The sequence below is a fragment of the Clostridium sp. LXY-7 genome (assembly GCF_056172015.1).
The window spans coordinates 43869-68415 of sequence record NZ_JBLLJL010000008.1 but is presented as its reverse complement, the minus strand read 5'-3'; the positions used below and the strand labels follow the sequence as shown (position 1 = coordinate 68415).

Below are 24547 nucleotides of genomic sequence, written 5' to 3'. Positions count from 1 at the left end.
TATTGCGAAACGGATTGTGAGTAATAATATATAATTCGTTATCAACACTGCATTAAAACAAAGCCAAATTTTATTATGGAAATTAAAATTATGCGTAAGTTAAATTTTTATTGTAGAACCCTATAGTTAGCCAAATCTATAAATCAGAAGTTATTAAAAATATTAACTGCTAATTTTCATTGATATCATTGATTGATAAAGCTCTTTGGCATATTTGTTTAGAAGACTGACTGTATTTCTCATATCGCTTTCTGTAGCATCTGGATGAAGTGCACAAATACGCAGAACTTTTTTGCCGTTTAGTTCTGTAGTAAATACGCCTGCATAGCCATTATTAATGATTGCTTTAGATATGTTTTGATTAAGTTCATCTATTTGTTTTTCCGTTAAGTTGGAGGGTGCAAAACGGAAATTTACTATGGCAAGTTGTGCATGAGAAATGATTTCCCAATTTCTTTTCTTTTTCAATTCATCCTCTGCCCACTCTGCAAGCTGGAATCCATGTTCTATTGCATCGCTAAAAGCGTCAGATCCCATCACTTGAAGTGTAAACCACAATTTGAGACCACGAGTTGGTCTTGTAAGTTCTATTCCCATATCTCCATAGTTCACTTGATCTTCTTTTGCTTCTAAATCTTTCAAGTATTCTGGATGTTCATTGAAACTATTAATCAAATTTGATTTATCTTTTACTAATATCATGCCGCAGCCATAGGTTTGAAATAGCCACTTGTGCGCATCCCAACTGATGCTGTCTGCCTCTTCAATTCCTTTAAGCAGATGTTTATAGTTTTTTGATAATAAGATAGAAGCTCCATATGCACCATCAACATGCATCCATATGCCATAACTTTGACATAAAGAAGATATTTCTTGAAGCGGGTCAATGCTTCCAGTATTAGTAGTTCCAGCACTTGCAATTACAACAAATGGAATGAGCCCATTTGCTACATCCTTTTCAATGGCAGCTTTTAATTGTTTTATATCCATTCGGAACCAAGGATCAGTAGGTATTTTTCTGATTCTACTGTTTGGAATTCCTATAATTCTCAAACCTTTTGCTACAGAACTATGAGTTTGATTTGAAACATAGGCAACACCTAAGTATTGGTTTTCTTCTTTCAATATGGAATCACGGGCAGCAGTCAGTGCTGTCATATTTGCCATGGAACCTCCAGATACAAATAGTCCTCCAGCTTTTTCTGTATAGCCTGCTTGAGAAGAGAGCCAACTAATCAATTCCTGCTCGATACAACTTGCTGCAGGACTTACTGCCCAGCTTGCAGCATGAATGTTGTAAGCAGTTGTCATAACATCACCAAACCAGGATAGCATAGATGCAGGTCCTGGAACAAAACCAAAAAATCGTGGATGATTTGCACGAGCCCTATATTTATAAACGTCTTCCATCATTTCGGTTACAACTGTATTTATAGGGCATCCTTTAGAAGGTATGCCAATTTTTTTCAGCTTTGCAATTTGGTTTTCATCAGCTTGCTGCATAACACTTTGAGAAGGTAAATCCCGTATATCATCACAAAATACTTGAATAAAATCCTCCATTGCATGCTGTAATTCATTATTTAATGTCATTTTTTCTTTATTCATCTTATCGTCACCTTACATATTTAGTATATTGGAAACGTCAAAGTAAAATTTGACATTCCTCATTAATCATAGTACCATGGAGCCATATATTTGTAAAATTCATAGATTTCATAATATATATTAAAAAAATTAATAGGTGATAAAAAATGGAATTTAGAAACATTGCAACTTTTTTGAGGGTAGCAGCAACAAGAAATTTTTCAAAGGCGGCAGAGCAGCTGGGTTACTCTCAGTCCACCGTCACAATTCAGATGCAGCAATTGGAGAAAGAGCTTGGGACACAACTTTTTGAAAGAATTGGCAAACAAGTGAACTTGACAGAGCGAGGAGAGGCATTTATTCTTCATGCCAATGAAATAATGAGAGTCACCAATGCAGCTATAACCTTTGCATCTAATGATGATCTAACAACTGGGGCTCTTCGCATTGGAGGAGTAGAATCTCTATGTACAGCTATACTTCCAGAACTATTGCTGCAATTTCATCGCGTTTGTCCTCAGGTAGAGACTGTTATAAAAACTGCTAAGACAAAAGAATTGATAGATATGATTAAATGCAATGACATAGACCTACTCTTTACATTAGATCAAAAGGTATACGGTTCAGAATGGGTACGAGCTGTGCAGAAAGATGAAGATATTGTTTTCGTGACCTCGAGCCGACATTCTCTAATAGATGGACAAAAGATTGACCTACAAGATATTATAAAAGAGCCATTCATATTGACAGAAAAGGGTGGAAGCTACCGCTACGAACTGGAAATGATGCTTGCCGCACAGGAGATGGAGATTAGACCTGTGTTGGAAATCGGAAATACTGAAACCATAATCCATCTGCTAGAAGAAGGCGTAGGAGTTTCTTTTCTGCCTTTGTTTTCCGTAAAAAAGGCAATTAAGCATGGCATGTTATCAAGGATTCAAACAGATATCCCTACCATTCAGATGTGTAGTCAGCTCCTTTATCATAAGAACAAATGGGTGACTCCACAAATGCAGGTATTTATTAAAATAGTTCAAGATTTCTATAGAAAAGAATAACATCATTATAAATCTTAAATACAGAGAAAAAGCCTATAGTATTATGGGCTTTTTGCATTTGAAGAGCAAGAAGAAATGATTAAAGTATTTGAAGAAGTTGATCTTCCCTATGAATTCTATGTTAATAAAGGAATAGGACATTAGGGATATTATTAAGGTACTCGACGGAAGGGAAGAAATACTGAAGGCATTAAGTAAGTATATTAAATAACTTTATAGGGAAATGTAAAGTATTTACATTGTGATGAATTTTAAATTAGGACTTTTAAAAGTTTTGATATAATATTAATAACACTAACATTGATATAAAGGAGTTGATAAAATGGGAATACCTAAATATCCTGAGGTACCTTATTTAAATGATAATCAAATAGATGAAATGACTAAAATTGTATTTTGTGAATATAGTAAATAAAGAATTCAGATTAAAAAAATGATGATGGAGAGCTTTTCGTTTTGCAAGATGAGTTCTCCATTATTAAAAAAAATTGAAGAGTTAAGGTAAAAGCAATCTTTATGTCTATGGAGAAGTATAATTCTAATTTGTGATTGGTACATAAATAAGGAGATGAAATTTATTATGTCTAAGACAACAAAAATAGTAATGATTAGCTTATTTGGGGTCATACTACTGTTAATAATCGCTATTCATTTAATTCTGCCCGTAGTAGATTTACCTAGTCCCAAGGGGAAATATGAAGTCGGTACTCAATTATTTAGCTTCACTGATAATTCTCGCAAAGAAATTTATGCAAATTCGAATATACAGAGAAAGCTTCCTGTTCAAGTGTGGTATCCTACAGAAGAAAAGTTTTGTAGAGATAAGGAACCAGAATTCTATATGGAAAAAGAAAGTTTAAAAAATTTTGAAAGAGTTTTAGGTACGCCTTATGTGTTGAGACATCTCGCATCAGTCAAAACTAACAGCTATAGGGAGGTTCCTATTTCTACACAAGAACACAAATATCCAATAATCGTTTTTTCTCACGGCCATACAGGAGTTATAGGACAGAGTACTGCACAAATGGAAACATTAGCCAGCAATGGGTACGTTGTTTTCAGTATTGCCCATACCTATGAAGCTGCTGATAGTAGATTTCCTGATGGGACAAGTATTCCGTTTAATGAAGAACAGATTAATAAATTAAATGATGATTGGGATAAATACTCTTATCTTGAAGGTACTTCTAATTATGAATTTTACAAACAAACCCTTGACGAAAAAGGGACAGTTTTTGAAAGTCTTAATGTTTGGCGGGATGACACCATTTTTGTTACAAATCAGATAGAGAAGCTCAATAAAGGGGAAATTTTTAGTCAGTTTAAAGATAAATTGGACGTAAACAATATGGGCGTTTTTGGACATTCTTTCGGAGGAGCAACAGCTGGTCAGGTTTGTGCAGTGGATAAGCGTTTCAAGGCAGGAATAAATATGGATGGCTCACCGTTTCTTATCTATAATAATCTTTCACAGCCTTTCATGCTCATGACATGTTCAGAAGGTAAAGAAATGATAATAGATGGGTATCATCCAAAACAGAAAATGTTAATTGTGGCAGTGGATAAAGCCGAGCATAATGATTTCACTGACATGACAATTTTACTTCCTGGGGTAAAAAGTATAGGATCTGATTTATTAGGTAAAATCGATGGTGATGAACAAGAAAATATCATGAATGATTATATACTGTCATTTTTTAATAAATATCTTAAGGGAATAAAAGAGCCTTTAATTGACGATAGGATTGATAGATATCCAGAGGTGACAACGGAGCTAAGGTAAATAGATTTTTGTGTGGAGGCTAAAACGGTAATCCATTCTGTCACATCTTTCACCTATGTATTGCCTCCTAATCTTAAGTATAGAGGCAATCAAAGATTCATTGAAGTATTTTACTTTAATTTAATTGATTTGATTATCATATAGATAGTGTTACTTAAGAAAACACCATAATATTAGAGGCTAAGTCTAAGTCAATAAAATGACATTTAAACTTAGTCTCTTTTTAGTGTAATAATAGAAATATTTTGATAAAAAATGTATAATAAAAGAAATATGTGTAAGAACAGCAATTAAGGAATTTGAAATTAATAATTATACAAGATCACTTTTGGTTAATTAGAGATAAATGATTTTGTTATATGGTTTATGGAATATGTTTTCAAAGGATGTTTATAGGAAGCAAGAAGCTGGATGAAAAGCAGATTAATTAATGTCTATGCAATATTGGGAGGTATTAAAATGGAATTACCAAAATACTATGAGATGCACAAACCTTTTCTAGAGTACCTAAAAGATGGTCAGTTACATACATTGAAAGAATTAAAGCAGCATGTAAGTAAGTATTTTAATTTGACAGAAGAAGATCTTTCAGAAATACTTCCTAGTGGAAGACAAACAGTATTTGTCAATCGTATTGGTTGGGCAAGGACGTACTTAAAGAAGGCAGGCTTAATTGATAGTCCTGCACGGGCTACCTTTGCTATAACTAGTGATGGCTTAAAAGTACTTAATGACAATCCCAGCGTTATTGATAGCAATTACTTAATGAGATTTGAAAGCTTTAGAGAGTTTCAGGGTGGAGCTCCGGATATACAAACTAATTGTGATACTTCAAATAATACAAAAGATACACCAGATGATACCTTTGAAGATTCTTTTAGAAAAATCAATAAAAGTTTAGCAGATGATCTTTTGGCGGAGGTTGTAAAGCTTTCACCCACTGCATTCGAGCAAATGGTCATTGATTTACTATCAAAAATGGGGTATGGTGCATTTGAAAATGCTGGAAAGACTACGGCTATCACTGGAGATGAAGGTATTGACGGTATTATTATGGAGGACAAACTTGGATTCAATTTAATTTATATTCAAGCCAAGAAATGGGACTTAAGTAGTACAGTAGGGAGACCTGATGTACAGAGCTTTGTAGGTGCTATTTCAGGTAAGGGTGGTAAGGGGCTATTTGTAACAACTGCGAAATTCTCCAAACAGGCATCTGAGTATGCCAAACATCAGCACATTATTTTAATTGATGGTGAAAAATTAGCGAAGTTGATGATTGAGCATAACTTTGGTGTTACAGTTAAAAAAGTTTTTGAAATTAAAGCGATTGATACCGATGTGTTTAATGAATATCTAGAGTAATAAGTTTTGTGGGGGTATGATTATAGATTGTAATGTATTAGAAACGGTAGTACTGCCTTCTCACAAAAAGAGCAGATATACATATTAAAACAAGAAATGAGTGGAAAGATGGACTGAGAGTTTAACTATTTTATGGAGGTGTTAATATGCTTGAAAAAGCTATACTAATAGCAGCAAATGCACATCAAGGACAAATTGATAAAGCTGGTAAACCCTATATATTACATCCACTACGATTAATGTTTTCAAGAATAAATGAAATAGAGAGAGTATGTGCAGTGCTTCATGATGTAATTGAAGATACAGATATTACATTAGATTACTTAAGAAATGAAGGTTTTTCAGAAGAAATATTATCTGTTTTAGATGCTTTAACAAGGAGAAGTAATGAAAGCTATGATGAATTTATAAGCAGGATTATTAATAATAAAATAGCTTGTTATGTTAAGTTGGCTGATTTATGTGATAATATGGATTTATCAAGAATTACAAATTCTACAGAAAAGGATTATCAAAGAATAGAAAAGTACCGTAAAGCTTCAGATAGAATACTTGATGCCCTTGAAGAAGAGGGAGACAGAGAGTTTATTAATACTAAAGAAATTGAAATAAATGGTTGTGTATCAGTTCCAGAAAGTTGTTCAGAGGATCAATTTTCAGATAAGTTTATTGACTTTGTTGAGAGGAATTACTGGTCATTTGGTGGTGGCATAAGACATATAGAATGAATTCATTAAGAAATAATGTTCTTACAATGGCGATGGTGATGGTATATTAAATGAAAGAAATTATAAAAATTTTAGAAAAGGTAAAAGAAATAATTGGAAATTATCAAATGGATTTAAGTTATTCAACGTATAGAAGTGAAGAAGAATTAGTTAATGACTTAGAGTTATATATATCTAAACTTAAAGCTAATGATTTTTCGTGTGATAAGCAAATTTCACTTTTATTTGCTCCTACTGGTGATTTGCAAGAAATTGCAATTGATAGTGGTTGGAGTGAAGAATATACGGACTTAGCTGAAATTATAGATAGGTACATTAAGTAATAAGCGTTTGTGCAAGAGTTTACTGAAATATAATAGGCTCTGTTTTTTTATCCTACATAATATTTATCATCATTGATAAGTTGGATATAATATTGAGTAAGATATAGAAAATATGAAAACTAGAAATTTAGTATAGAAAGTAAGAGGGAAAATAATATGGCAGATATTAAATTTGAAATAAAAGAAACTTTAGGAACAATTTCAGAATCAAGTAAGGGATGGAAAAAGGAATTAAATTTAATTAGCTGGAGTGATAAAGAGGCAAAATATGATTTAAGAGATTGGGACTCAGAGCATAAGAAGATGGGAAAGGGTGTTACTTTAACAAAAGAAGAGTTAAAGGCACTGAAAGAATTATTAAATAGTATGGACATATAATTTATAAGAACACATAAAACCTTTAGCCACTGCAAAGATGCAGAGGTTAGAGGTTTTTTAATATTTCTTTAGGATTAATTTTAAGATATGTATGGATGAAAGAATTTTTTTAGTGACAATTGGGTATTAAAAAGAGAGTGAAGTGGTGCAAACCCGTATGAAACCTATATATTTATAACAATATAACAATATAACAATAAAAGAATATGGGGAATTGGAATTTATCATTGAGGATAAATATTAAATAGAGAAAGGCGTAAAGCATGAATTCGTACGATAATACAAGCACGTCAACATTCATTCTTTATATGACTATCAGCGAGGTGACTAAAACCTTTAATATTTCAAGGATGTTGCGGTATTAGGATGAGATGTGGTTGGTGTGCGGTTAGGGCTAAAAAGGCTGGATTGACATTAAATGACTCCTTTGATATTATCTGTAGTAGGGTAGTTTCCATATCTGCGCTTAGTACTTGAGTTGTGTAGGTGCTGTAAATTTATCTGATGACTAGCAGCTGTAACACCCCATCTTCTTTAAAGTGGGGGGTAACATCTGCACGTCCCTAGATAAGTTCCTCTAAGGTTCAGATGGAGTGAGGTATTCCTCTTAAGCAAACTCCACCTGAACCTAAGAATCACTTGATATTACTATAGGCATTTTTATCTCGCCTGGCGCTATGGATTTTGATAAGCAGAATGGATGAATGCAAATATTACATATGGAGGTAATTACGTATGAAAACTCACTATTACTTAGATTGGTTTTATGATAAGGGCTTTTCTGAGAAGTTAGTCAATGTGTTGCATGAGGATATAACAGACAGAAAATCGCTTGTTATGATTAGTGCTGAATCGTCTGATTATAAAGATGAGCAAGTTAATATTGATGGTGTTTTTGAAAGGACATGGTTTAATCAGGCTAACATTTTTTTTGATGAATATCATTTAATTGATCACCGCACACAGAAGGAAGATGCCCAGCGATTAATTCAAAACGCTTCTGTGGTTTTTTTATGTGGTGGATACCCGCGGCACCAAAAGCACCTTTTGATGGAATATGAATTATCGGATTTGATTAAAAAAAGTAATGCTGTTGTAATGGGAACAAGTGCTGGTGGGATGAACATGTCCGATGAATATGTGGATGAATGCACTATTTATGAAGGTATGGCTCTTAATCACTTTTCTTTTGAAGCTCATTTTGATCATGATAACACCGCGCTGATTGAGGAACGTTTCCCTTTATCAGAAAAAATGGATGTTTATGTGGCGGCAGACAAAGATGGTGCTGTACGTGTAAAGGGCAGCAAAATCGACATTATAGGCAATGTATATTTAATTTCCCACTCAAAGATTCAGAAATTGGTTGAGACGCTCTAATTAGGGTGAGTGGCTGTGACCTAATTTATGCATAAGTTACTCGGCTATATATAGACAGACACAAAAGAAAAAGAGCATCCACACAGTATAATCTAACTGTGGTGGTAGTATTAAAAATCGTATAAAAGTGTGTGAAAGCATTTTTGAAATAATTGAAGAGAATGAATCAAAAATATCGATAGATTTAATAAAATACCTTTATAACTTATCTTTTAATTAACATTCTCTTTAATTAGCTGGAATGGTAAAGAGGCAAAATATGATTTAAGAGATTGGGAGTCAGGGCATAATAAGATGGGAAAAGGTGTTACCTTAACAAAAGAAGAGCTAAAGTCACTAAAAGAATTATTAAATAGTATGGATATATAATTAATAAGAACACATAGGACCTTTAATCAATGCAAGGATGCATAGGTTAAAGGTTTTTTAATATTTTTTAGGCTTAATTTTAAGATATATATATGGAGAAAAGAATTTTTCTAGTGAAGATTGGTTATTAAAAAGAGGGGAAATTGGCGTAAACCTGCATGAAATCTATATATTGTTATATTTATATAAATATAACAATATGGAGAATTGGAATTTGACCTTGATGGTAAATCTTTAATGGAGGAAGAGGTAAAGGATATATTATGTATTTTGGATTTGATGATTAATATGTACAATTCACAAGATTACTGATAAAGTAGTCTTTTATACTAGGAGGGAGTAAATATTATGAGTGAATGGAATATAATAAAGACTAATGATGATATTGAGCATTTGCTAGAAGAATATTGTGGTTTTCATGATTCTTGCATCTGTAAAGTTGACTATGTTAGTGGTGCAAGTGTTAATGAAGATGGAGCAATGGCAGGTTCTAGTGCAGAAACTGCTAAATTGAATGTTAGTTTTCAAAGTCAAATGGTATTGAAAACACTTCAATTACAGTTTATTGGTTTGCGACGTATGAATTTAATAGGATATGAAGAAAACTATTTTAGTGATATTTCATCATGTTATTTGTCTATGCATGAAGGATACATCCTTTGGGCTAATAATGATTGCTTCGATCCAGAAGCGCCATGTCAAAATAAACTTTTAAGTGAACCTATGAATACATTTATAGTAGCAGATAAGTTGCAATGGAGATTTATAATTTAGAAAGCATCTCAAATAGATATACTAGATATTTTTCAACTACTAAGTTATTAGCCTTTTAGGGTGTTTTATTCATTGGCATATCAAGAAGATGAAATATATAAAGATTTAAAAAGAAAAATAGTAAAGTATTATAAATAATGGTTTATTATGGTACATTTAAATTATTCAATTTAAATGTATAATATAAACATGATTAGAATATTTTATAGGGGGACTTAGTATGGCTGATGAGCAATTGCAATCAATATCTAAAATATTTATAGAAAAATTATTTAGAATTCCAGATTATCAAAGGGAATATTCATTTTTTTAAGGTATATATTGATAAAAAATTTGAAAGAAATGATGGCTATTATAGTTGGAGTGGTTTAAGATATTTTTTGTTTGAATATGAATTGTATTTAAAAGAGCAATCAAAAACAAATAATCAAAAAATAGATTGGAATGATTTTATTACTAATAAAAAGGATTTCGTTACAATTGAACATATATATCCACAGATTCCTGAATATGAATATTGGATTGAAAAATATAAAAATTATGATGATAAACAAAGGGGTAAGCTTTGTAATTCTTTAGGAATTTTATTACGTTTATCAGTAAGTAAAAATTCAAGTCTTCAGAATGTACCTTTTCCAGCTAAAAAAGTAGATACAGATAAGCAAAGAGGGTACTTCAATGGTTCTTATTCTGAAAATAAAGTAGCATTAAAAAATGATTGGACTGCAAATGAAATTAAAGATAGAGGAATGGAGCTATTGAAGTTTTTAGAAACAAATTGGAATATAAAAATAGGTGACGATAGTTATAAGGTTGAACTTCTAAATATTGATTTTGTTTAATGCTTTTTTCTTTTTTCCTTTTCCAAAACATTCTATAAGGATAAAGCAAGTGATTTAGATATTAAAGTTAATGATGAAGATAAACTGCTGGGTATGACTATTGATATTCCATATGATAAATAATCAAAAGCCATAAACTCTAATTAAAGGGTTCATGGCTTTTTATCTTTATAAGATTCGGAAGTCATTAAATAGTACATTTATAGAATTATTATTTAGATTGACTTTTAATACAGGAGTTATTTGCTTGTCACTATAGTAATACCCTTAAAAAGCAATACATATATAATTGTTTCTTAATTTATTATATGAATCAACTATATATAGTGTGAGAGTATATTAGAATCACCAAAAATAGCTCTATTATGAAGATATATCTAGCTAATAAAAGAATATCATAATGAATGTCGTTATTCTAAGAAGAATAACAGTCATACGAGTTTAAAGAATTTAAGACGGCTAAATATTATCTTCGAAGTATTTTTCTTAATAAGAGGAGATAATAGCCACTGCATCTTTAAATCGCTCTGTTCGCAAGTTACTTAAAAGTTGTTCCATATGAACCCACGCATATTGCAATTTCGCTTCATTGCTGGCTAAACTTATTTCACCTTCCCAAATGCGATTGTGAAAATCTCTAAACTCTGGTCTTTCCATATTCAAATCAATCGCTTGACCTGCCGAACCAAATAACATAAAGACAGTGAAGTAGAACATATGATTCACTTGACGCATAAGGAAAAATCGTGCCTGTTGATACTCAGTAACTTCTGTTCCAAAATATCTTTGTAAATAAGCAATTTCCTCATCTTCATTCATAATCACAAAATTTGCTACCATAGCCAAATCTGCATAGCGATCATTTAAACTAGCTGCTTCCCAATCTACAAGCCATGCACTTTCCCCATCAAAGAGAATATTCTCAGGCTTCAAGTCGTTGTGACATGAAACAAAATTCTGATCATCTTGACGTGGATAAACTTTTACAACTGGTGCGTAAAGCTGAAATAGTTCCTCAGTCATATGCTCCGGAAGAATTTTAGCCTCCTTAAATTTCTGTATGAATCCCTCAACAATATCAACCGTATCTAAGCTATTTATTCCTTTTGGAAATGATGGTAATGCATGTAGGTTTCGAAGCACATCAGCCAATTTAGTTTTCGCTTCAGCGATTGAAAGTGGCTGAGCATCTACAAAATCAGTGATTGAAACTCTATCTTCTACGCTCGTGTACCAGACACGAGGAGCAGGTCCAGCCTCAGCTGCTATCTTCATACAAGCAAATTGCTGTGTCGGATCAGCCATTGCATCGGTTCTCATAATGATGCGAAGCAAGTAAGGTTTTCCTTTTACAATAATGCGAAACACTAAAGCCGACGTAAGCCCAGCCGTCAATTCTCTGATTTCCTCGTAAGTACTTACTCCAAAGGCTTTCTGTAAGGCATTTTCAACAGCAGTTTGTTTTGTTTCTGGAATCATGATATCTCCTCCAAATGAGTTATTTAGAATGGCACTAGCTGCGCAAATACAAATCAATTCTTTGCAAACAGCACTGACTAAGTATAAGTATATGTAAAAAATCAATTCATAACAAGTCTTGTATCTAGTACATCTTTCCTAGTATAATAGAATTAGGGAAGTATTATGTCACTCGCTCGAGCTAATTTTAATTCATGCAAAATATCATTTAGATAATATCTTTAGTCATTGAAAAAACTTAAAGCTAAGCACTTCCCATCCATAAGACTTAAATAAGTAAAAATATTACTTGAATTCGAATTTACATTTGATTTGAAGTAATGTTTTTTTATTTTTATCAGAAAATTTCTTACGTATCATTCTAATCCTCTTGCTAAAATACCTTTTTGTTAGCTTTTGTATTGTCTGGGTTTAATAAGGCCATTGCATTATGTTTTTGATAGTTTCATTGCTCCGCTACTCACCAACTTCATAACGGCTGTCACGGTTTCATCAATGTTTAGGTTCGTCGTATCAATAACATGTGATTCGTATTTCCCTAAATTAGCAAAATGTCCCCACATGGTTGAGACAACATCAGGATTTACCAACGCCTCAGAACCTTGTCGTTCTATTGCACGTGCAATTGTTGTTTTTTCATTTGGACGCAAAACAATGAAATGGACATCTAGCCCCTCACTAACAGCTTGATACCAGGGTTCTAAAAACCAAGGGCCGACAATCCCGTCTACAACTGTTTCATAACCTCCCAAGGCAAAGCGAGTTGCACTGGCCTTAAATGCTTCGAGCGTAACGATATTTTGATTTTGTGCTTCAAGCAACCATGGATGAACGTATCCTTTTTGAATATATTTATAGAAGTCATCTGTATGCATGTGAATGGAAAGGGCAGAAATAGATTGCTTTGTGAATTGTCGAGCAATAGTGCTTTTCCCGGCGCCGGGAGGACCTGAGATAATAATGATTGGGGCTGATTGCAACATAATTAATTCCTCCTTTTAATGTTATTTTATAAGTTTATCAGTAAAATTGTTTGAAAAATAGACTTTTATTTGCTGAAGTTTTAAGCCGGAGTACTTCCTTCATTTATAACTATCTTATCAGGTCAGGCTTGTCGTGAATTTGAAGAATATATGTCCTCAGTTAATTTTAATAAATTCAGGGATAGAAGTTGATTAATATAAGGGGCAAGCAGGAAAATAATATGGAATTATTTTATGGTGGTGGAAGTGTAGTAGAAAGACCACAAGTATTAATCCTTAATACATTGGAACCTAAGGAAGACTATATTCAAGGATTAATAAGAGTTTATAATTCGGAAATTTGTAATATTATTGAAGATCACAATAGTAGTGCATATTATGAACCGATACCGACAATCGTTAGAAGCTACTATAATCTATCATTTAATTAACATTCTCTTTAATTAGCTGGAATGGTAAAGAGGCAAAATATGATTTAAGAGATTGGGAGTCAGAGCATAATAAGATTGGAAAAGGTGTTACCTTAACAAAAGAAGAGCTAAAGTCACTAAAAGAATTATTAAATAGTATGGATATATAATTAATAAGAACACATAGGACCTTTAACCAATGCAAGGATGCATAGGTTAAAGGTTTTTTAATATTTTTTAGGATTAATTTTAAGAGAGATATATAGGAAAGAATTTTTCTAGTCTACAGGACTCCCAGTGATACAAATGGCCAGTGCGGTATATAGAATAGAAAATGAAAAAATTTCAGAGTATTGGATTCAGATAGATAGATTAGGAATTTAAAAACAATTAGAGTGCAACGAAAAGCGTCTAAAGCAGGCAAAACCTGTATTAGATGCTTATTGGGCATGGGTTTCATCACTTAGCGTATTACAAGGCTCAAATCTTGGAAAGGCAGTAACATATGCACTTAACCAGAAGGAGACATTAAATGCTTTTCTTCAAGATGGAAGAAATACTGCCCAAGTGGTGTGGTAATAGCAATGATTAATATTAACGGTTCTGCTATATATTCTAGCAGAACCGTTTTTAACATCAAGGCGCTCTAAGATTGAGCGCTTACATAAATTTAAAATATAATGATAATCTACCAAAAAACGAGATACAACGAGTTTTAGCTGTCTATTTTATTGGGGAAAGGTCATTTTCTTGCAATTCAGATTTGTGAGCATTTTTGCATAGCTGAGTAGTAACTAAAATTTTACAAAAACATTACAACTTATAGACAACTTATGGTAAGGAAGTTATTATGATTTATATATATAGAAGAAACTTTTATACTGTTTTCATATTTAATAGGGGAGTTGCTCCTCTATATTATAAGAATTTATTGAAGGTGGTGAATTTATTACAAATGGAAGAAGTTTTAATTGTAGAGGATGATGTATCAATTTCAGATTTAATCAAATTGAATTTAAATATGATGAATTATGAGGTAAAACAGGTTTACGATGGCGAAGAAGCATTAAAGTTAATTAAAGAAGAAAAATTCGACTTAATCATTTTAGATGTAATGCTCCCTAAATTAGATGGGTTCAGCATTATGGAAAATATAAGAGGCATTCAAATACCTGTAATATTTTTAACAGCACGAAATGCAATTGCAGATAGGGTAAAAGGGTTGAAAATGGGTGCGGATGATTATATAATAAAACCCTTTGAATCGGTGGAACTGTTAGCTAGGGTAGAAGCAGTTTTAAGGCGTTATGGTAAGAAGGAGGATATTTTATTATTTAAAAATTTAGAAATCTTTTTAAATGAGAGAGTGACTAAAAAGGATGGAAAGAGCGTAGATATAACTTTAAAAGAATTTGAATTATTAAAGCTTTTAGTACAAAATAAAAACATTGCTTTATCCAGAGAAAAAATCTTAGACAAAGTTTGGGGTTATGACTATATTGGGGAGACGAGAACAGTAGATATGCATATTCAAAAATTGAGAAAAAAATTAGACTTGTGGGATGAGATACAAACTGTATATAAATATGGATATAGGTTGGAGGAATAAATGAAGCTTAGACAAAAAATAATCATGAATTTTTTACTTTTATTTTTATTCATATTTAATTTAGGCGGAATCATTGTAATAGAAAATAATCATAACTTAAGTTTAAAAAAGGAGGTAGATCGAGGATTAAGTGAGCATTTAAGCATTTATTCTGGGGTAAGAATTATTCTATCTGTCACTAAAAACAGTACAATGATGTATGAGAAAAATGAAAATGATATTTTAAATAGTATCATAAAAGGTTTTTTATCTAATTTTAATGATCAAGATATCAACATAGAACTTTTAGATGAGAATAATAACAAGATTTTCAGCAGTACAGACATAAAGCTTCCAGATGAAAGAGAGGAATTTCAAAATCCACTTTTAGATAGAAGACAATATATTATAAGAGATGTAGGTGGGAGAACTTATTTATTTATAACCAATTTATTAAGTATAGACAACCAAAAAATTAAATTTTCATATATAAGAGATATAAGCGAGATTTATCAAGAGCGAAAAAGCCAATATTTATTTTTTCTAAATGTAAATGTACTTATCATTATTGTGTTGGCACTCGGAATCTATATTTTGACTAATCGTATAATAAAGCCTATAAATAATCTTATAAAGTCTACTCAAAGCATAGCACAAGGAAATTTTTCGGGAAAAATAGTTGTCAATACAAATGATGAAATAGGGATGTTATCTCAAAACTTTAATACAATGGCAGAGGCTGTAGAAGAAAAAATTAAAGAATTAGAGAAAAATTCTGAGCAAAAACAAAGATTTATATATAACCTAACTCATGAATTAAAAACACCGTTAACGTCTATTATAGGCTATGCAGATTTTCTTCGTTCTACAAAATATAATGAGGAAGTATTTTTAAAAGGGTTAAATAATATTTTTCAGGAGGGAAAAAGGTTAGAGGCACTTTCTTCTAAAATGATGGATTTAACTTTGCTGAAAAGGGAAAATTTCAAAATGAAAAAGGAGAATCTAAAGATTATATTATGTGAAATTGAAGACTTTTTAAAGCCTAGGTTGGAAAGTGAAAATATAGAATTTCTTATTTCAGCAGAAGAATTGGAAGTTTTAGTAGAAAGAGATTTAATAAAAAATTTGATCCTCAATTTAATAGATAATGCCATCAAAGCGTCTAATAGTGGCTCAAAAATACATTTAAATGGATATAAAAACAAAGATTCAAAAATAGTAATTGAAATAAAAGATGAAGGAATAGGCATTGAAGAGAAAGAGTTATTAAAAGTATTTGAACCCTTTTATATGGTAGATAAATCGAGAACTGGATCAGTTAATGGGGCTGGTCTTGGACTTGCGATTTGCGCTGAAATAGCTCGAATTCACGAAGCAGAAATAAAAATAGAGAGTAAAATCGGGGACGGGACTTCCATAAAAATAATATTTTTATAGATTTTACAACTATATTACAACTAAACCATAGTTACAATATGTTCCAAGGATATACTTTAATTGTAGTCAACGTTGCTACTAAATTTAAATACAATTAAAGAAGGAGGATTTCAGTATGAAATCAAATAAAATTTTATTGGGTATAGCAGCTTGCGCAGTAGTTTTAGCAGGAGGTAGAGGTGTTTATGCACAAATAAACAATCCAATACCTAAAAATACACTCATGACGGAAGTGGTTAGTACAATCCCAAAGGATGAGGCAAAAGTAAAAGTAATCAATACTGGAGATGTAAATCTAAAGATTACAGAATATAGTGCCAATGAGGCGATTAGTGACAAAGTAATTAAGGCGGCTATAGATAAAATTTATAGCTATTTCCCAGAAACAAAACAATTTGAGATTGCTTCTATCCACACGAATAAAGGTAATGTAACAGGTCAAGAAATGAATTGCACCATGATTGGATTAAAGGAAAAAGCAAACAACGGTAAAGAATTAAATTTTACAATTGATGCAACTACAGGAGCATTGCTAGATATTCAACAAGTTAATTGGAAGGATACTGATAAATCTATAGCTGCACTGAACAACGAAGAAATCAAGGGAAGATCAGATGAGTTACTAATAAAACTTGGTGTTGATCTTAAGGAATATCAATTTGAAATTGATGATACGTATTTGGAAAAACAAGCGAAGGAGATAAAGGGAGTAGGATACGCAGAAGGAGATAAACGTTTGAATGTAAGGTATAAACAAACTAAGGATGAAAATGGTAAAGCATTTTTGGTGTATTTTGAAAACAACAATATATGTGTGAGAGTTATTGAGCATGCAAATGAGTATAATTTTGGATCAGAATTTCAAAATAAGATGAAGTAATAAATATAACGAGCAAAAAGAGAGCCGTTGGTATCCTTAGTATAGGGAGCGTACATAGATTTGTGTAAATCAAATCTATGTACGCTCCCTATTTCTATTGGGGTAAGCGCTTAATCTTAGGTCGCATATCTGATACCTATGAGATAATATCTTCAGAGCTGTGGACCGAGAGTATTTATTGGTTGGAATGGGTATTAATGGTATAATCAGATGGTATTAAAGTACTGTATCATTTAGTATTACTTTAGATGATATGAAATTTTTTAGAAATACATCATTGCTTTTTAAAAGGAACGCAATGATTCAGGAAACTATAATAATTAAAAATGAGGAGTGATTTAATGCAAAATACTATTAGTGATATGGCGAGATATATAAAAAACATAATTCCGCCCAATATACCAGAAACATATACTCTCAAAGCTATGTTTGAACACGTTTCGGGAGAAGAAAATATACGAAACGGCATTCTTGCTTTCAGAGATCTTCTCTATTTGGTCTGCGACCGTTTAATTGCTGACGGTAGTTTATATGACAAACCTGTGAAAAACACGCAGAATAATGTTTCTCATCCAAGTTTGCCGGTAAGCTATCCATTCCTGAACAACGTTAAAAGCATATTGTTCAATATAGGATATCATGGAGAACTCATCGAAAATGGTGGGTCAATATTGCTTGACGACCTGAAATTACTCACCTCCGTCATAGGTGCGGACGGCGGGCAGATGAAAGCGAAAATCTCTGTTCCGAAACTAATTGAAGCCTTAAAATTTATGACTTGCTGCGGTATTTATTTTGATGGTATCGACTTAGACGCGCGAACATTAGATATGTCAAAAGCTGCATCACTTAAAATTTCATATCCAGATAATCCTATTATGCTGACAGGTTTGAAGGTTATGGCGATTGCCCAAAAAGATTTGTACGCCAAGGGTAATCATGATATTTTCTTGCGGTGCGATTATAGGGTTTTGAAAGATGAAGATACAGAAGTCATCTCTATCTTGAAAGATTTTGTTGATCCGTTGCCTGCCGTGGTACAAAATTTCGCTCTGAAACTACATCAGCGTTATCTGGACGCGGGATTGACATGTATAGTGGATGTATTCTATCTTGGTATTCGGTTTATCTATTCACATAAAAATAAAGAAATATGGACGTTTTCGGCAGCGCATGAATCCGGTTACCGCATCCTCATTAAGGCACAAAACACTCACATATATTCTGATGTTATTGAAACGTTTCCATTGCCTTTACAGGAAAAAATCTCCCGGGGTTATGGATGCAACAAGAAATTATTCGGGGAATCCTGCCAAAAAGGTTGTCACGGGTTTAGCTTTCCTTTAGATGATTCAATAATTGATATAAGCCAGGATATTGAAGTATGGCTTGATAAAGAGGTGTCATGTTTACAAGGAAAAAAGCATTTGAGTAATTGATATTAAAAAGTAGCTTGTTTTATAAGTTTATATTTTATAACATAATCTAACATCATATACATAGAGGCGGCAGTATTACATTTTGATCGAGCAATGTCTGCCGTTTTCTAACAGGATGTCATTTTTAACGTTTAAAGGAAGGAAATTGAGAAGCTAAAGAGAGAAAATAAAGACACAAAAGAAAATTATATACGAATTAATTAAACTTCTATATTTATTTTGCAGCCTCAGTAACCCAGTCAACTATATAATTAAATCTTTCTGATGTAAGTGCATGACCACCTTCATATTGTTTAATACTAAGTTGTTGACCTGCATTACATTTTTTATATTCCTTTTCTGCCTTTTTATAGATGTCCGTTGCATCTTTTGAGTATTTATCTTCTGTTGCTGATACAATTAGAAATTTAGTTGGGCAAATCTCACATACTACATCATCAATATCATAATATTTCATAAAATTTGGTATAACACTTGCCATTTCAATACCAACATTATTCTTAACTCTGTTTCTAAAGGTTACGGCACTACCGCTAGCACAAGCATAATTTATTCTTTTATCAAATGCAGAAAGATAAATCGTTGTATTACCTCCATATGAATGTCCTAAACAACCTATTTTATTATTATCAACGCAATCTAATCCATTTAACACACTGATTGCTCCCATTGCATCTTCAATTACTATCTTTGCCAGAGTCTGACCTGTGAGTATTCCGTAGCACATTGTAACAAAATGCTGCCAGTCATCATCTTCATCATTTTTAGTAATTCCTGAGGCATTAGCTCTTCTATCCTCAAAACACAAGGAATCTGGTGCGATGACAACAAAGCCCCTCTCTGCAAGGGCAGGACCAAAGGCTTGAAGAGGATTTCCAGCAAGACCGCAAACTTCGCTCTTGCCAAGATTTCGTTCTCTGTTATGTTGATGATTTATCAAAACTGCTGGGTGCTTTCCTTCTCCATCGGGCAAAAGCAAAAAGGCAGTATTTTTACGTCCATGTATGAAATATTGAATAAGCTCCCTTCTGTATCCATTACATTGGAATGTTTCTAAAACCTCATAATCTATTTTGCTACTGACAGGCTCCAGATCAATAAGCTTTATCATCTCTTCACTATTTGTACTCATACTATCTCCTTATAATAATTATAAATTTATACTTTTGCGATATACGGCTTTTATTTACTTCCCTTATCCTACAAGTATTCATTATAATTATATATGAAATTTTTAGACAATACCAATATTTTGAAATAGAGATGAAAAATCTGCATATTTAAATCTTATGTTAAAAATAGTGAAAATAGCGCAAAGCCGCATGAAATCTATATATTTATATAAATATAACAATATAACAATATAACAATATAACAATATATAAATACGCAGAATTATAATTTAACATTTATTTTGAATACATAAAGAACTTGTCCCTTGTTCCAGTTTGCAATAACTGCAAAGGTATGAGTGCCTTGAGGGCATACTTTCCCCTTCCCATAAATTATATTATAATATAATTTATGTGGATATAATTAACTAAATTTTAAAATCTAGTATTTGAGGTGAGAAACTTTATGAAGAAAATAGAAGTAGCTGCAGGAATAATAAAAGATGGTGATAAAATATTTGTTACTCGTCGCGATTATGGTGATTTTGAAAATCTGTGGGAATTTCCAGGTGGGTTCATATTAAGGAATTAGATACTCTTAATTGGGTTCCAGCAGATATTTTAGTAGTAGAGAAAATCAAAGATCTATAGAAAAAATTTCATAAGGAAAATTGAGGTGAGTTCATTGAAGGAAGGCTTGTATGAACAGGTTATAAACACTGAAATACTAGAACAGTTAAAAACTTTAGAGGAAGAAAAATTCATTATAGATAAGAGTAATATAGATAAGGAAGAAGCAAAGTCAATTCTATCACAATACATAGCCCAGGTTATAAGAAAGGCCTTAAATTATATTAGGGATAAGGAAAAAGAAGATAGTGAAAAGCTACTTAAACAAATAGAGGCTTGTAATGACATAATTAATATTTTAAGTAAGGTATCCAATGAGGATGATATTAAAAAATATGAAATAGATAAAAATGGAGAGATGCTAAATTCTCTTTACTCAAGGGTAAATAATAAAAGAGATTTAAATAAGAAAGAAGCTGTAAGACCAGTAACCCCACTATCACAAAGTTCATTATTTACAGGAGCATCCATGGAGCCAAATATGTTGAGTGAGCTGAATAAAGAAATAGTATCCTGTGATTCTATAGATTTATTGGTTTCCTTTGTTAAATGGAGTGGCCTTAGATGTATTATTGAAAGTCTTAAAGAAGCAACTTTAACCTATGGTAAGAAGCTTAGGGTAATTACTACTTCATACATGGGAGCTACTGATGTTAAAGCCATTGAAGAATTAAGTAAGCTGCCTAACACTGAAATTAAAATATCCTATGATACAGAAAGAACAAGACTCCATGCCAAGGCTTATATGTTTAAGAGAGATACAGGGTTTACTACGGCTTATATAGGCTCATCTAATCTTTCAAATGCAGCATTAACTTCAGGTTTAGAGTGGAATATTAAGATAACAGAGAAGGATTCTTTTGATATTGTTAAGAAATTTGAAGCTACCTTTGAAAGTTATTGGAATGATTCAGAGTTTGTTCTTTATAAGAGTACAGATGAGGATAGAAAAAGATTAGCAATATCCTTAAAAAAACAGCAAATGGGTAGATCAGATGGTTTTAATTTCACCTTTGATATAAGACCTTATGCTTATCAGAAGGAGATATTAGAAAAGCTTCAAGTGGAAAGAGAGATATTTAATAAGCATAGAAACCTTGTAATTGCAGCTACCGGTGTTGGTAAAACTGTAATTTCAGCCTTTGACTATAAAAATTTCTGTAAGAAAAATCTTGGAAAGCCTAATAGGTTGCTATTCGTTGTTCATCGTGAAGAAATATTAAAACAAGCTAGAGATACCTTTAGAGCAATTCTTAAGGACAATAACTTTGGAGATTTAATGGTTGGTGGAAATAATCCTGAAAGCTTAGACCATTTATTTGTGTCCATTCAAAGCTTAAATAGTAAGGACTTATGTGAGATAACTACAAAGGATTACTATGACTTTATTATTGTGGATGAATTTCACCACGCAGCAGCACCATCCTATCAACGATTATTGTGCTATTATACTCCAAAGGTGCTACTAGGATTAACTGCAACCCCTGAAAGAAATGATAATAAAGATGTATTTAAATATTTTGAAGATAGAATTTCAGAGGAGATAAGATTACCAGAAGCTATTGATAGAAAGCTTTTAAGTCCTTTCCAGTACTTTGCAGTTTCAGATTCTGTAGATCTTTCTAAGTTAAAGTGGCAAAGAAGAGGCTATAGTATAAGTGAACTAGAGAAGGTTTATACGGGAAACGATTTAAGGGTAAATGAAATAGCCAAAAGTTTAGATAGGTATGTTACAGATATAGATGAAGTTATTGGTCTAGGTTTTTGTGTGAGTAAAGAACATGCAAGGTTCATGGCTGAAAGCTTTAATAAACTAGGGATTCCTTCTTTAGCATTAACGGATGAAACTAAGAAGGAAGAGAGAAATGAAGCAAAAAGTAAGCTTATAAATAAAGAGTTGAGATTTATCTTTGTTGTGGATTTATACAATGAAGGGGTAGATATTCCAGCAGTTAATACTATTTTATTCCTAAGACCTACAGAAAGTTTAACCGTATTCCTTCAGCAACTAGGAAGAGGATTAAGATTAAGTGAAGGTAAAGAGTGCTTAACTGTATTGGATTTTGTTGGTCAGGCCCATAAGAATTACAACTTTGAAGATAAGTTTAAAGCACTTATTGGAAGAACCGACCATCCAGTGAAGCATTATTTAGAAAATGGATTTTTGAACTTACCTAAAGGTTGTTATATACAGCTTGAAAAGGAAGCTAAGGAATATATATTAAGAAATATAAAGTCAGCTGTAAATAATAAAACTAACTTATTAAATAAGCTAAGAACCTTCACAGTAGATACGGGACTTGACCTAACCTTAGAAAATTTCTTAGAATATCATCATTTATCTTTAATTGATTTTTATGGTAAGTCAGGAGATAGAAGTTTTAGTAGAATGTGTGTGCTGGCGGAAGTTAGTGGTGATTTTACAGAGGAATTAGAAGAGGAAATTACTAAGAAGCTAAAGAATTTATTCTTTATAAATTCCAGAAGATTTATTGAGTTTATTATTAATATTGTAAAAAATTATGATGACATTACTCACATTAACTTTAATGAAGAAGAAAGACTAATGCTTAATATGATGTATTATACCTTTTACAATAATCCTCCAGGGAAAGAAGGCTTAACTTCATTAGTACAGGGTATAAATAGATTACTGAAAAATAGGGTTATGATGAAGGAAGCTTGTGATATTTTAAATTATAACTATCATCAACTTGGCTTTGTAGATAAAGGTGTTGACTTAGGGTTTCATTGCCCACTAGACTTGCATTGTGATTACTCAAGGGATGCAATTATGGCCGCCTTTGGTTATTTTAATGAAGAAAGAAAGCCAGCCTTTAGAGAAGGTGTTAAGTACTTTGAAGATAAAAACATAGATATATTTTTCATTACCTTAAATAAAAGCGATAAAGACTTTTCACCATCAACACTCTATGAGGATTATGCTATAAACGAGAAGTTATTCCATTGGCAAAGTCAAAGTACAACTTCAGTTGAAAGCACCACAGGCAAAAGATATATTAATCACTTGAAGGAAGGCAATAAAATTGCTTTATTTGTAAGGGAAGGTAAAAATAAAGAAGGCTTAACATCATCCTATACTTACCTTGGTACCTGTGAATATAGAAGTCACACAGGTAGTAAGCCAATAAGCTTTGTGTGGGAGCTGCATGAAGATATCCCACCGGCTATGATAAATAGGGCTAATAAGAGTATTGTGATATAAGTGAATGGAAAATAAGAACAAGGAGCATGGAATTTGAATTATGCTTCTTGTTTTTATTTGATGTTTTTTTCTCTTTTCATTAAGTCTTCGTCGAATTATTCCCAATATCTTTCCTTAAAGTTTTCATGGAAAACTCCATTAAGTAGCAACCTCAGTTCCCTCACAATCACCTCAGAGGTGAATTTGTGCAAACCCGCATGGAATCTATATATTTATATAAATATAACAATATAACAATATAACAATATAACAATATGGGGAATTGGAATTTGACATTGATGATAAATCTTTAATAGAGAAAAGGGCAAAGGGTATAAATTTTTTATTGGGGTGACCTTATAGGAGACGGCTGTAAGGAAAGTGTCCTGTTATGGAATTGTTTTTAAAAATAAAGGATTGGATTTTAAATAGGAGGAGTTCCTGTAATTAAAGTTATATATTTACTATTTATATAGTTACTGTTAGAATCAACATGAATGATAATATGATTAGTTAAATATTTGAGAAAGATACTATAGAATAATTAAAAAATATTCTGTAAAGATGGGATTTGAATAGCTATTTTGGAAAATGGAAAAATTTACACTTCAGGGGTGATAGCTAAGGACTTAGGACTGATTTTGCTACTGAGTTTAATGACAGCTTGTTTGTAGCCCTTATAGATAAGGTAATTATAAAATCACCTAAGCATTTTAGGTTTGTATTTGAGAGTGGGATTGAGATGGAGGTGGAGATTTAGAGCATTTAGATGGTTCTATAAATGTAAAAATGAT

Annotated in this window: 19 protein-coding genes and 4 pseudogenes; 19 read left to right on the top strand and 4 right to left on the bottom strand. The window is 32.1% G+C overall.

The genetic code is table 11. From position 1 onward, the window contains the following. Window positions 1–162: 162 nt before the first annotated feature. Window positions 163–1608, bottom strand: a complete 1446-nt coding sequence (locus ACI48Q_RS20020; RefSeq protein WP_474920881.1) for a pyridoxal phosphate-dependent decarboxylase family protein — start codon at window positions 1606–1608, stop codon at window positions 163–165. 146 nt (window positions 1609–1754) lie between these two features. Between ACI48Q_RS20020 and ACI48Q_RS20015 the strand changes: the two genes are divergently transcribed. From ACI48Q_RS20015 to ACI48Q_RS19970, 10 genes and pseudogenes are all read left to right on the top strand, one after another. Further along, window positions 1755–2645 carry a LysR family transcriptional regulator gene (locus ACI48Q_RS20015; RefSeq protein ID WP_474920880.1) on the top strand — a complete coding sequence of 297 codons (891 nt, stop codon included), beginning with the start codon at window positions 1755–1757 and terminating at the stop codon, window positions 2643–2645. A gap of 580 nt (window positions 2646–3225) precedes the next feature. Further along, entirely contained in the window at window positions 3226–4428 is a 1203-nt protein-coding gene (locus tag ACI48Q_RS20010) for an alpha/beta hydrolase family protein (RefSeq protein ID WP_474920879.1), read from the top strand. Window positions 4429–4887: 459 nt separating this feature from the next. Then, window positions 4888–5793 (top strand): restriction endonuclease, encoded by a 906-nt coding sequence (locus ACI48Q_RS20005; protein WP_474920878.1) that lies wholly within the window; start codon window positions 4888–4890, stop codon window positions 5791–5793. 146 nt (window positions 5794–5939) lie between these two features. Then, window positions 5940–6359, top strand: a pseudogene (locus tag ACI48Q_RS20000) (GTP pyrophosphokinase); the annotation flags it as partial. 212 nt (window positions 6360–6571) lie between these two features. Next, window positions 6572–6844 (top strand): hypothetical protein, encoded by a 273-nt coding sequence (locus tag ACI48Q_RS19995; RefSeq protein ID WP_474920877.1) that lies wholly within the window; start codon window positions 6572–6574, stop codon window positions 6842–6844. A 156-nt stretch (window positions 6845–7000) separates the two neighbouring features. Next, complete coding sequence (locus ACI48Q_RS19990) at window positions 7001–7222, top strand: YdbC family protein (RefSeq protein WP_474920876.1); 222 nt, start codon at window positions 7001–7003, stop codon at window positions 7220–7222. Window positions 7223–7957: 735 nt separating this feature from the next. Next, window positions 7958–8602: a Type 1 glutamine amidotransferase-like domain-containing protein gene (locus ACI48Q_RS19985; RefSeq protein ID WP_474920875.1), complete on the top strand. Its 645-nt coding sequence runs from the start codon at window positions 7958–7960 to the stop codon at window positions 8600–8602. Window positions 8603–8827: 225 nt separating this feature from the next. Beyond that, window positions 8828–8971: pseudogene (locus ACI48Q_RS19980) on the top strand (PC4/YdbC family ssDNA-binding protein); the annotation flags it as partial. Between the two features lie 348 nt (window positions 8972–9319). Continuing rightward, the gene (locus ACI48Q_RS19975) at window positions 9320–9745 is read left to right on the top strand and encodes a hypothetical protein (protein ID WP_474920874.1); all 426 of its coding nucleotides are present in this window, start codon (window positions 9320–9322) and stop codon (window positions 9743–9745) included. Window positions 9746–10029: 284 nt separating this feature from the next. Continuing rightward, window positions 10030–10587 carry an HNH endonuclease family protein gene (locus ACI48Q_RS19970; RefSeq protein ID WP_474920894.1) on the top strand — a complete coding sequence of 186 codons (558 nt, stop codon included), beginning with the start codon at window positions 10030–10032 and terminating at the stop codon, window positions 10585–10587. 486 nt (window positions 10588–11073) lie between these two features. Here the strand turns inward: ACI48Q_RS19970 and ACI48Q_RS19965 are convergent, their stop codons facing one another. Next, a complete protein-coding gene (locus ACI48Q_RS19965; RefSeq protein WP_474920873.1) occupies window positions 11074–12066 on the bottom strand; it encodes a phosphotransferase in 993 nt (330 codons plus the stop codon). A 428-nt stretch (window positions 12067–12494) separates the two neighbouring features. Beyond that, window positions 12495–13049 carry an AAA family ATPase gene (locus ACI48Q_RS19960; protein ID WP_474920872.1) on the bottom strand — a complete coding sequence of 185 codons (555 nt, stop codon included), beginning with the start codon at window positions 13047–13049 and terminating at the stop codon, window positions 12495–12497. A 221-nt stretch (window positions 13050–13270) separates the two neighbouring features. On the opposite strand from ACI48Q_RS19960, the gene ACI48Q_RS19955 reads away from it, so the two are divergent. The 7 genes and pseudogenes from ACI48Q_RS19955 (at window position 13271) to ACI48Q_RS19925 (ending at window position 18806) form a co-directional block, all read left to right on the top strand. Further along, window positions 13271–13480 (top strand): hypothetical protein, encoded by a 210-nt coding sequence (locus ACI48Q_RS19955; protein WP_474920871.1) that lies wholly within the window; start codon window positions 13271–13273, stop codon window positions 13478–13480. Between the two features lie 5 nt (window positions 13481–13485). Beyond that, window positions 13486–13629 (top strand): annotated as a pseudogene (locus tag ACI48Q_RS19950) (PC4/YdbC family ssDNA-binding protein); the annotation flags it as partial. 238 nt (window positions 13630–13867) lie between these two features. Next, window positions 13868–14011 (top strand): annotated as a pseudogene (locus ACI48Q_RS19945) (IS66 family transposase); the annotation flags it as partial. 403 nt (window positions 14012–14414) lie between these two features. Beyond that, a complete protein-coding gene (locus ACI48Q_RS19940) occupies window positions 14415–15068 on the top strand; it encodes a response regulator transcription factor (protein WP_474920870.1) in 654 nt (217 codons plus the stop codon). Next, window positions 15069–16487 (top strand): sensor histidine kinase, encoded by a 1419-nt coding sequence (locus ACI48Q_RS19935; protein WP_474920869.1) that lies wholly within the window; start codon window positions 15069–15071, stop codon window positions 16485–16487. It begins immediately after the preceding gene. A gap of 115 nt (window positions 16488–16602) precedes the next feature. Further along, entirely contained in the window at window positions 16603–17367 is a 765-nt protein-coding gene (locus tag ACI48Q_RS19930) for a hypothetical protein (protein ID WP_474920868.1), read from the top strand. Window positions 17368–17708: 341 nt separating this feature from the next. After that, a complete protein-coding gene (locus tag ACI48Q_RS19925) occupies window positions 17709–18806 on the top strand; it encodes a hypothetical protein (protein ID WP_474920867.1) in 1098 nt (365 codons plus the stop codon). Window positions 18807–19020: 214 nt separating this feature from the next. Here ACI48Q_RS19925 and ACI48Q_RS19920 read toward each other — a convergent pair whose 3' ends face one another. After that, window positions 19021–19938 carry an alpha/beta hydrolase gene (locus ACI48Q_RS19920; RefSeq protein ID WP_474920866.1) on the bottom strand — a complete coding sequence of 306 codons (918 nt, stop codon included), beginning with the start codon at window positions 19936–19938 and terminating at the stop codon, window positions 19021–19023. A 446-nt stretch (window positions 19939–20384) separates the two neighbouring features. Here ACI48Q_RS19920 and ACI48Q_RS19915 point away from each other — a divergent pair, with 446 nt between their 5' ends. Both ACI48Q_RS19915 and ACI48Q_RS19910 read left to right on the top strand, forming a co-directional pair. After that, window positions 20385–20510 (top strand): hypothetical protein, encoded by a 126-nt coding sequence (locus ACI48Q_RS19915; RefSeq protein WP_474920865.1) that lies wholly within the window; start codon window positions 20385–20387, stop codon window positions 20508–20510. A 93-nt stretch (window positions 20511–20603) separates the two neighbouring features. Further along, window positions 20604–23774: a DUF3427 domain-containing protein gene (locus ACI48Q_RS19910; protein WP_474920864.1), complete on the top strand. Its 3171-nt coding sequence runs from the start codon at window positions 20604–20606 to the stop codon at window positions 23772–23774. Window positions 23775–24547: the final 773 nt, after the last annotated feature.

Bases quoted from the DNA above. Each gene is read 5' to 3' on its own strand.
- ACI48Q_RS19960 (WP_474920872.1), bottom strand. From the start codon at position 13,049: ATGTTGCAATCAGCCCCAATCATTATTATCTCAGGTCCTCCCGGCGCC.
- ACI48Q_RS20015 (WP_474920880.1), top strand. From the start codon at position 1,755: ATGGAATTTAGAAACATTGCAACTTTTTTGAGGGTAGCAGCAACAAGA.
- ACI48Q_RS19930 (WP_474920868.1), top strand. From the start codon at position 16,603: ATGAAATCAAATAAAATTTTATTGGGTATAGCAGCTTGCGCAGTAGTT.
- ACI48Q_RS19995 (WP_474920877.1), top strand. From the start codon at position 6,572: ATGAAAGAAATTATAAAAATTTTAGAAAAGGTAAAAGAAATAATTGGA.
- ACI48Q_RS19955 (WP_474920871.1), top strand. From the start codon at position 13,271: ATGGAATTATTTTATGGTGGTGGAAGTGTAGTAGAAAGACCACAAGTA.
- ACI48Q_RS19975 (WP_474920874.1), top strand. From the start codon at position 9,320: ATGAGTGAATGGAATATAATAAAGACTAATGATGATATTGAGCATTTG.
- ACI48Q_RS19935 (WP_474920869.1), top strand. From the start codon at position 15,069: ATGAAGCTTAGACAAAAAATAATCATGAATTTTTTACTTTTATTTTTA.
- ACI48Q_RS19965 (WP_474920873.1), bottom strand. From the start codon at position 12,066: ATGATTCCAGAAACAAAACAAACTGCTGTTGAAAATGCCTTACAGAAA.
- ACI48Q_RS19925 (WP_474920867.1), top strand. From the start codon at position 17,709: ATGCAAAATACTATTAGTGATATGGCGAGATATATAAAAAACATAATT.
- ACI48Q_RS19985 (WP_474920875.1), top strand. From the start codon at position 7,958: ATGAAAACTCACTATTACTTAGATTGGTTTTATGATAAGGGCTTTTCT.
- ACI48Q_RS19990 (WP_474920876.1), top strand. From the start codon at position 7,001: ATGGCAGATATTAAATTTGAAATAAAAGAAACTTTAGGAACAATTTCA.
- ACI48Q_RS20010 (WP_474920879.1), top strand. From the start codon at position 3,226: ATGTCTAAGACAACAAAAATAGTAATGATTAGCTTATTTGGGGTCATA.
- ACI48Q_RS19915 (WP_474920865.1), top strand. From the start codon at position 20,385: ATGAAGAAAATAGAAGTAGCTGCAGGAATAATAAAAGATGGTGATAAA.
- ACI48Q_RS20005 (WP_474920878.1), top strand. From the start codon at position 4,888: ATGGAATTACCAAAATACTATGAGATGCACAAACCTTTTCTAGAGTAC.
- ACI48Q_RS19940 (WP_474920870.1), top strand. From the start codon at position 14,415: ATGGAAGAAGTTTTAATTGTAGAGGATGATGTATCAATTTCAGATTTA.
- ACI48Q_RS19920 (WP_474920866.1), bottom strand. From the start codon at position 19,938: ATGAGTACAAATAGTGAAGAGATGATAAAGCTTATTGATCTGGAGCCT.
- ACI48Q_RS20020 (WP_474920881.1), bottom strand. From the start codon at position 1,608: ATGAATAAAGAAAAAATGACATTAAATAATGAATTACAGCATGCAATG.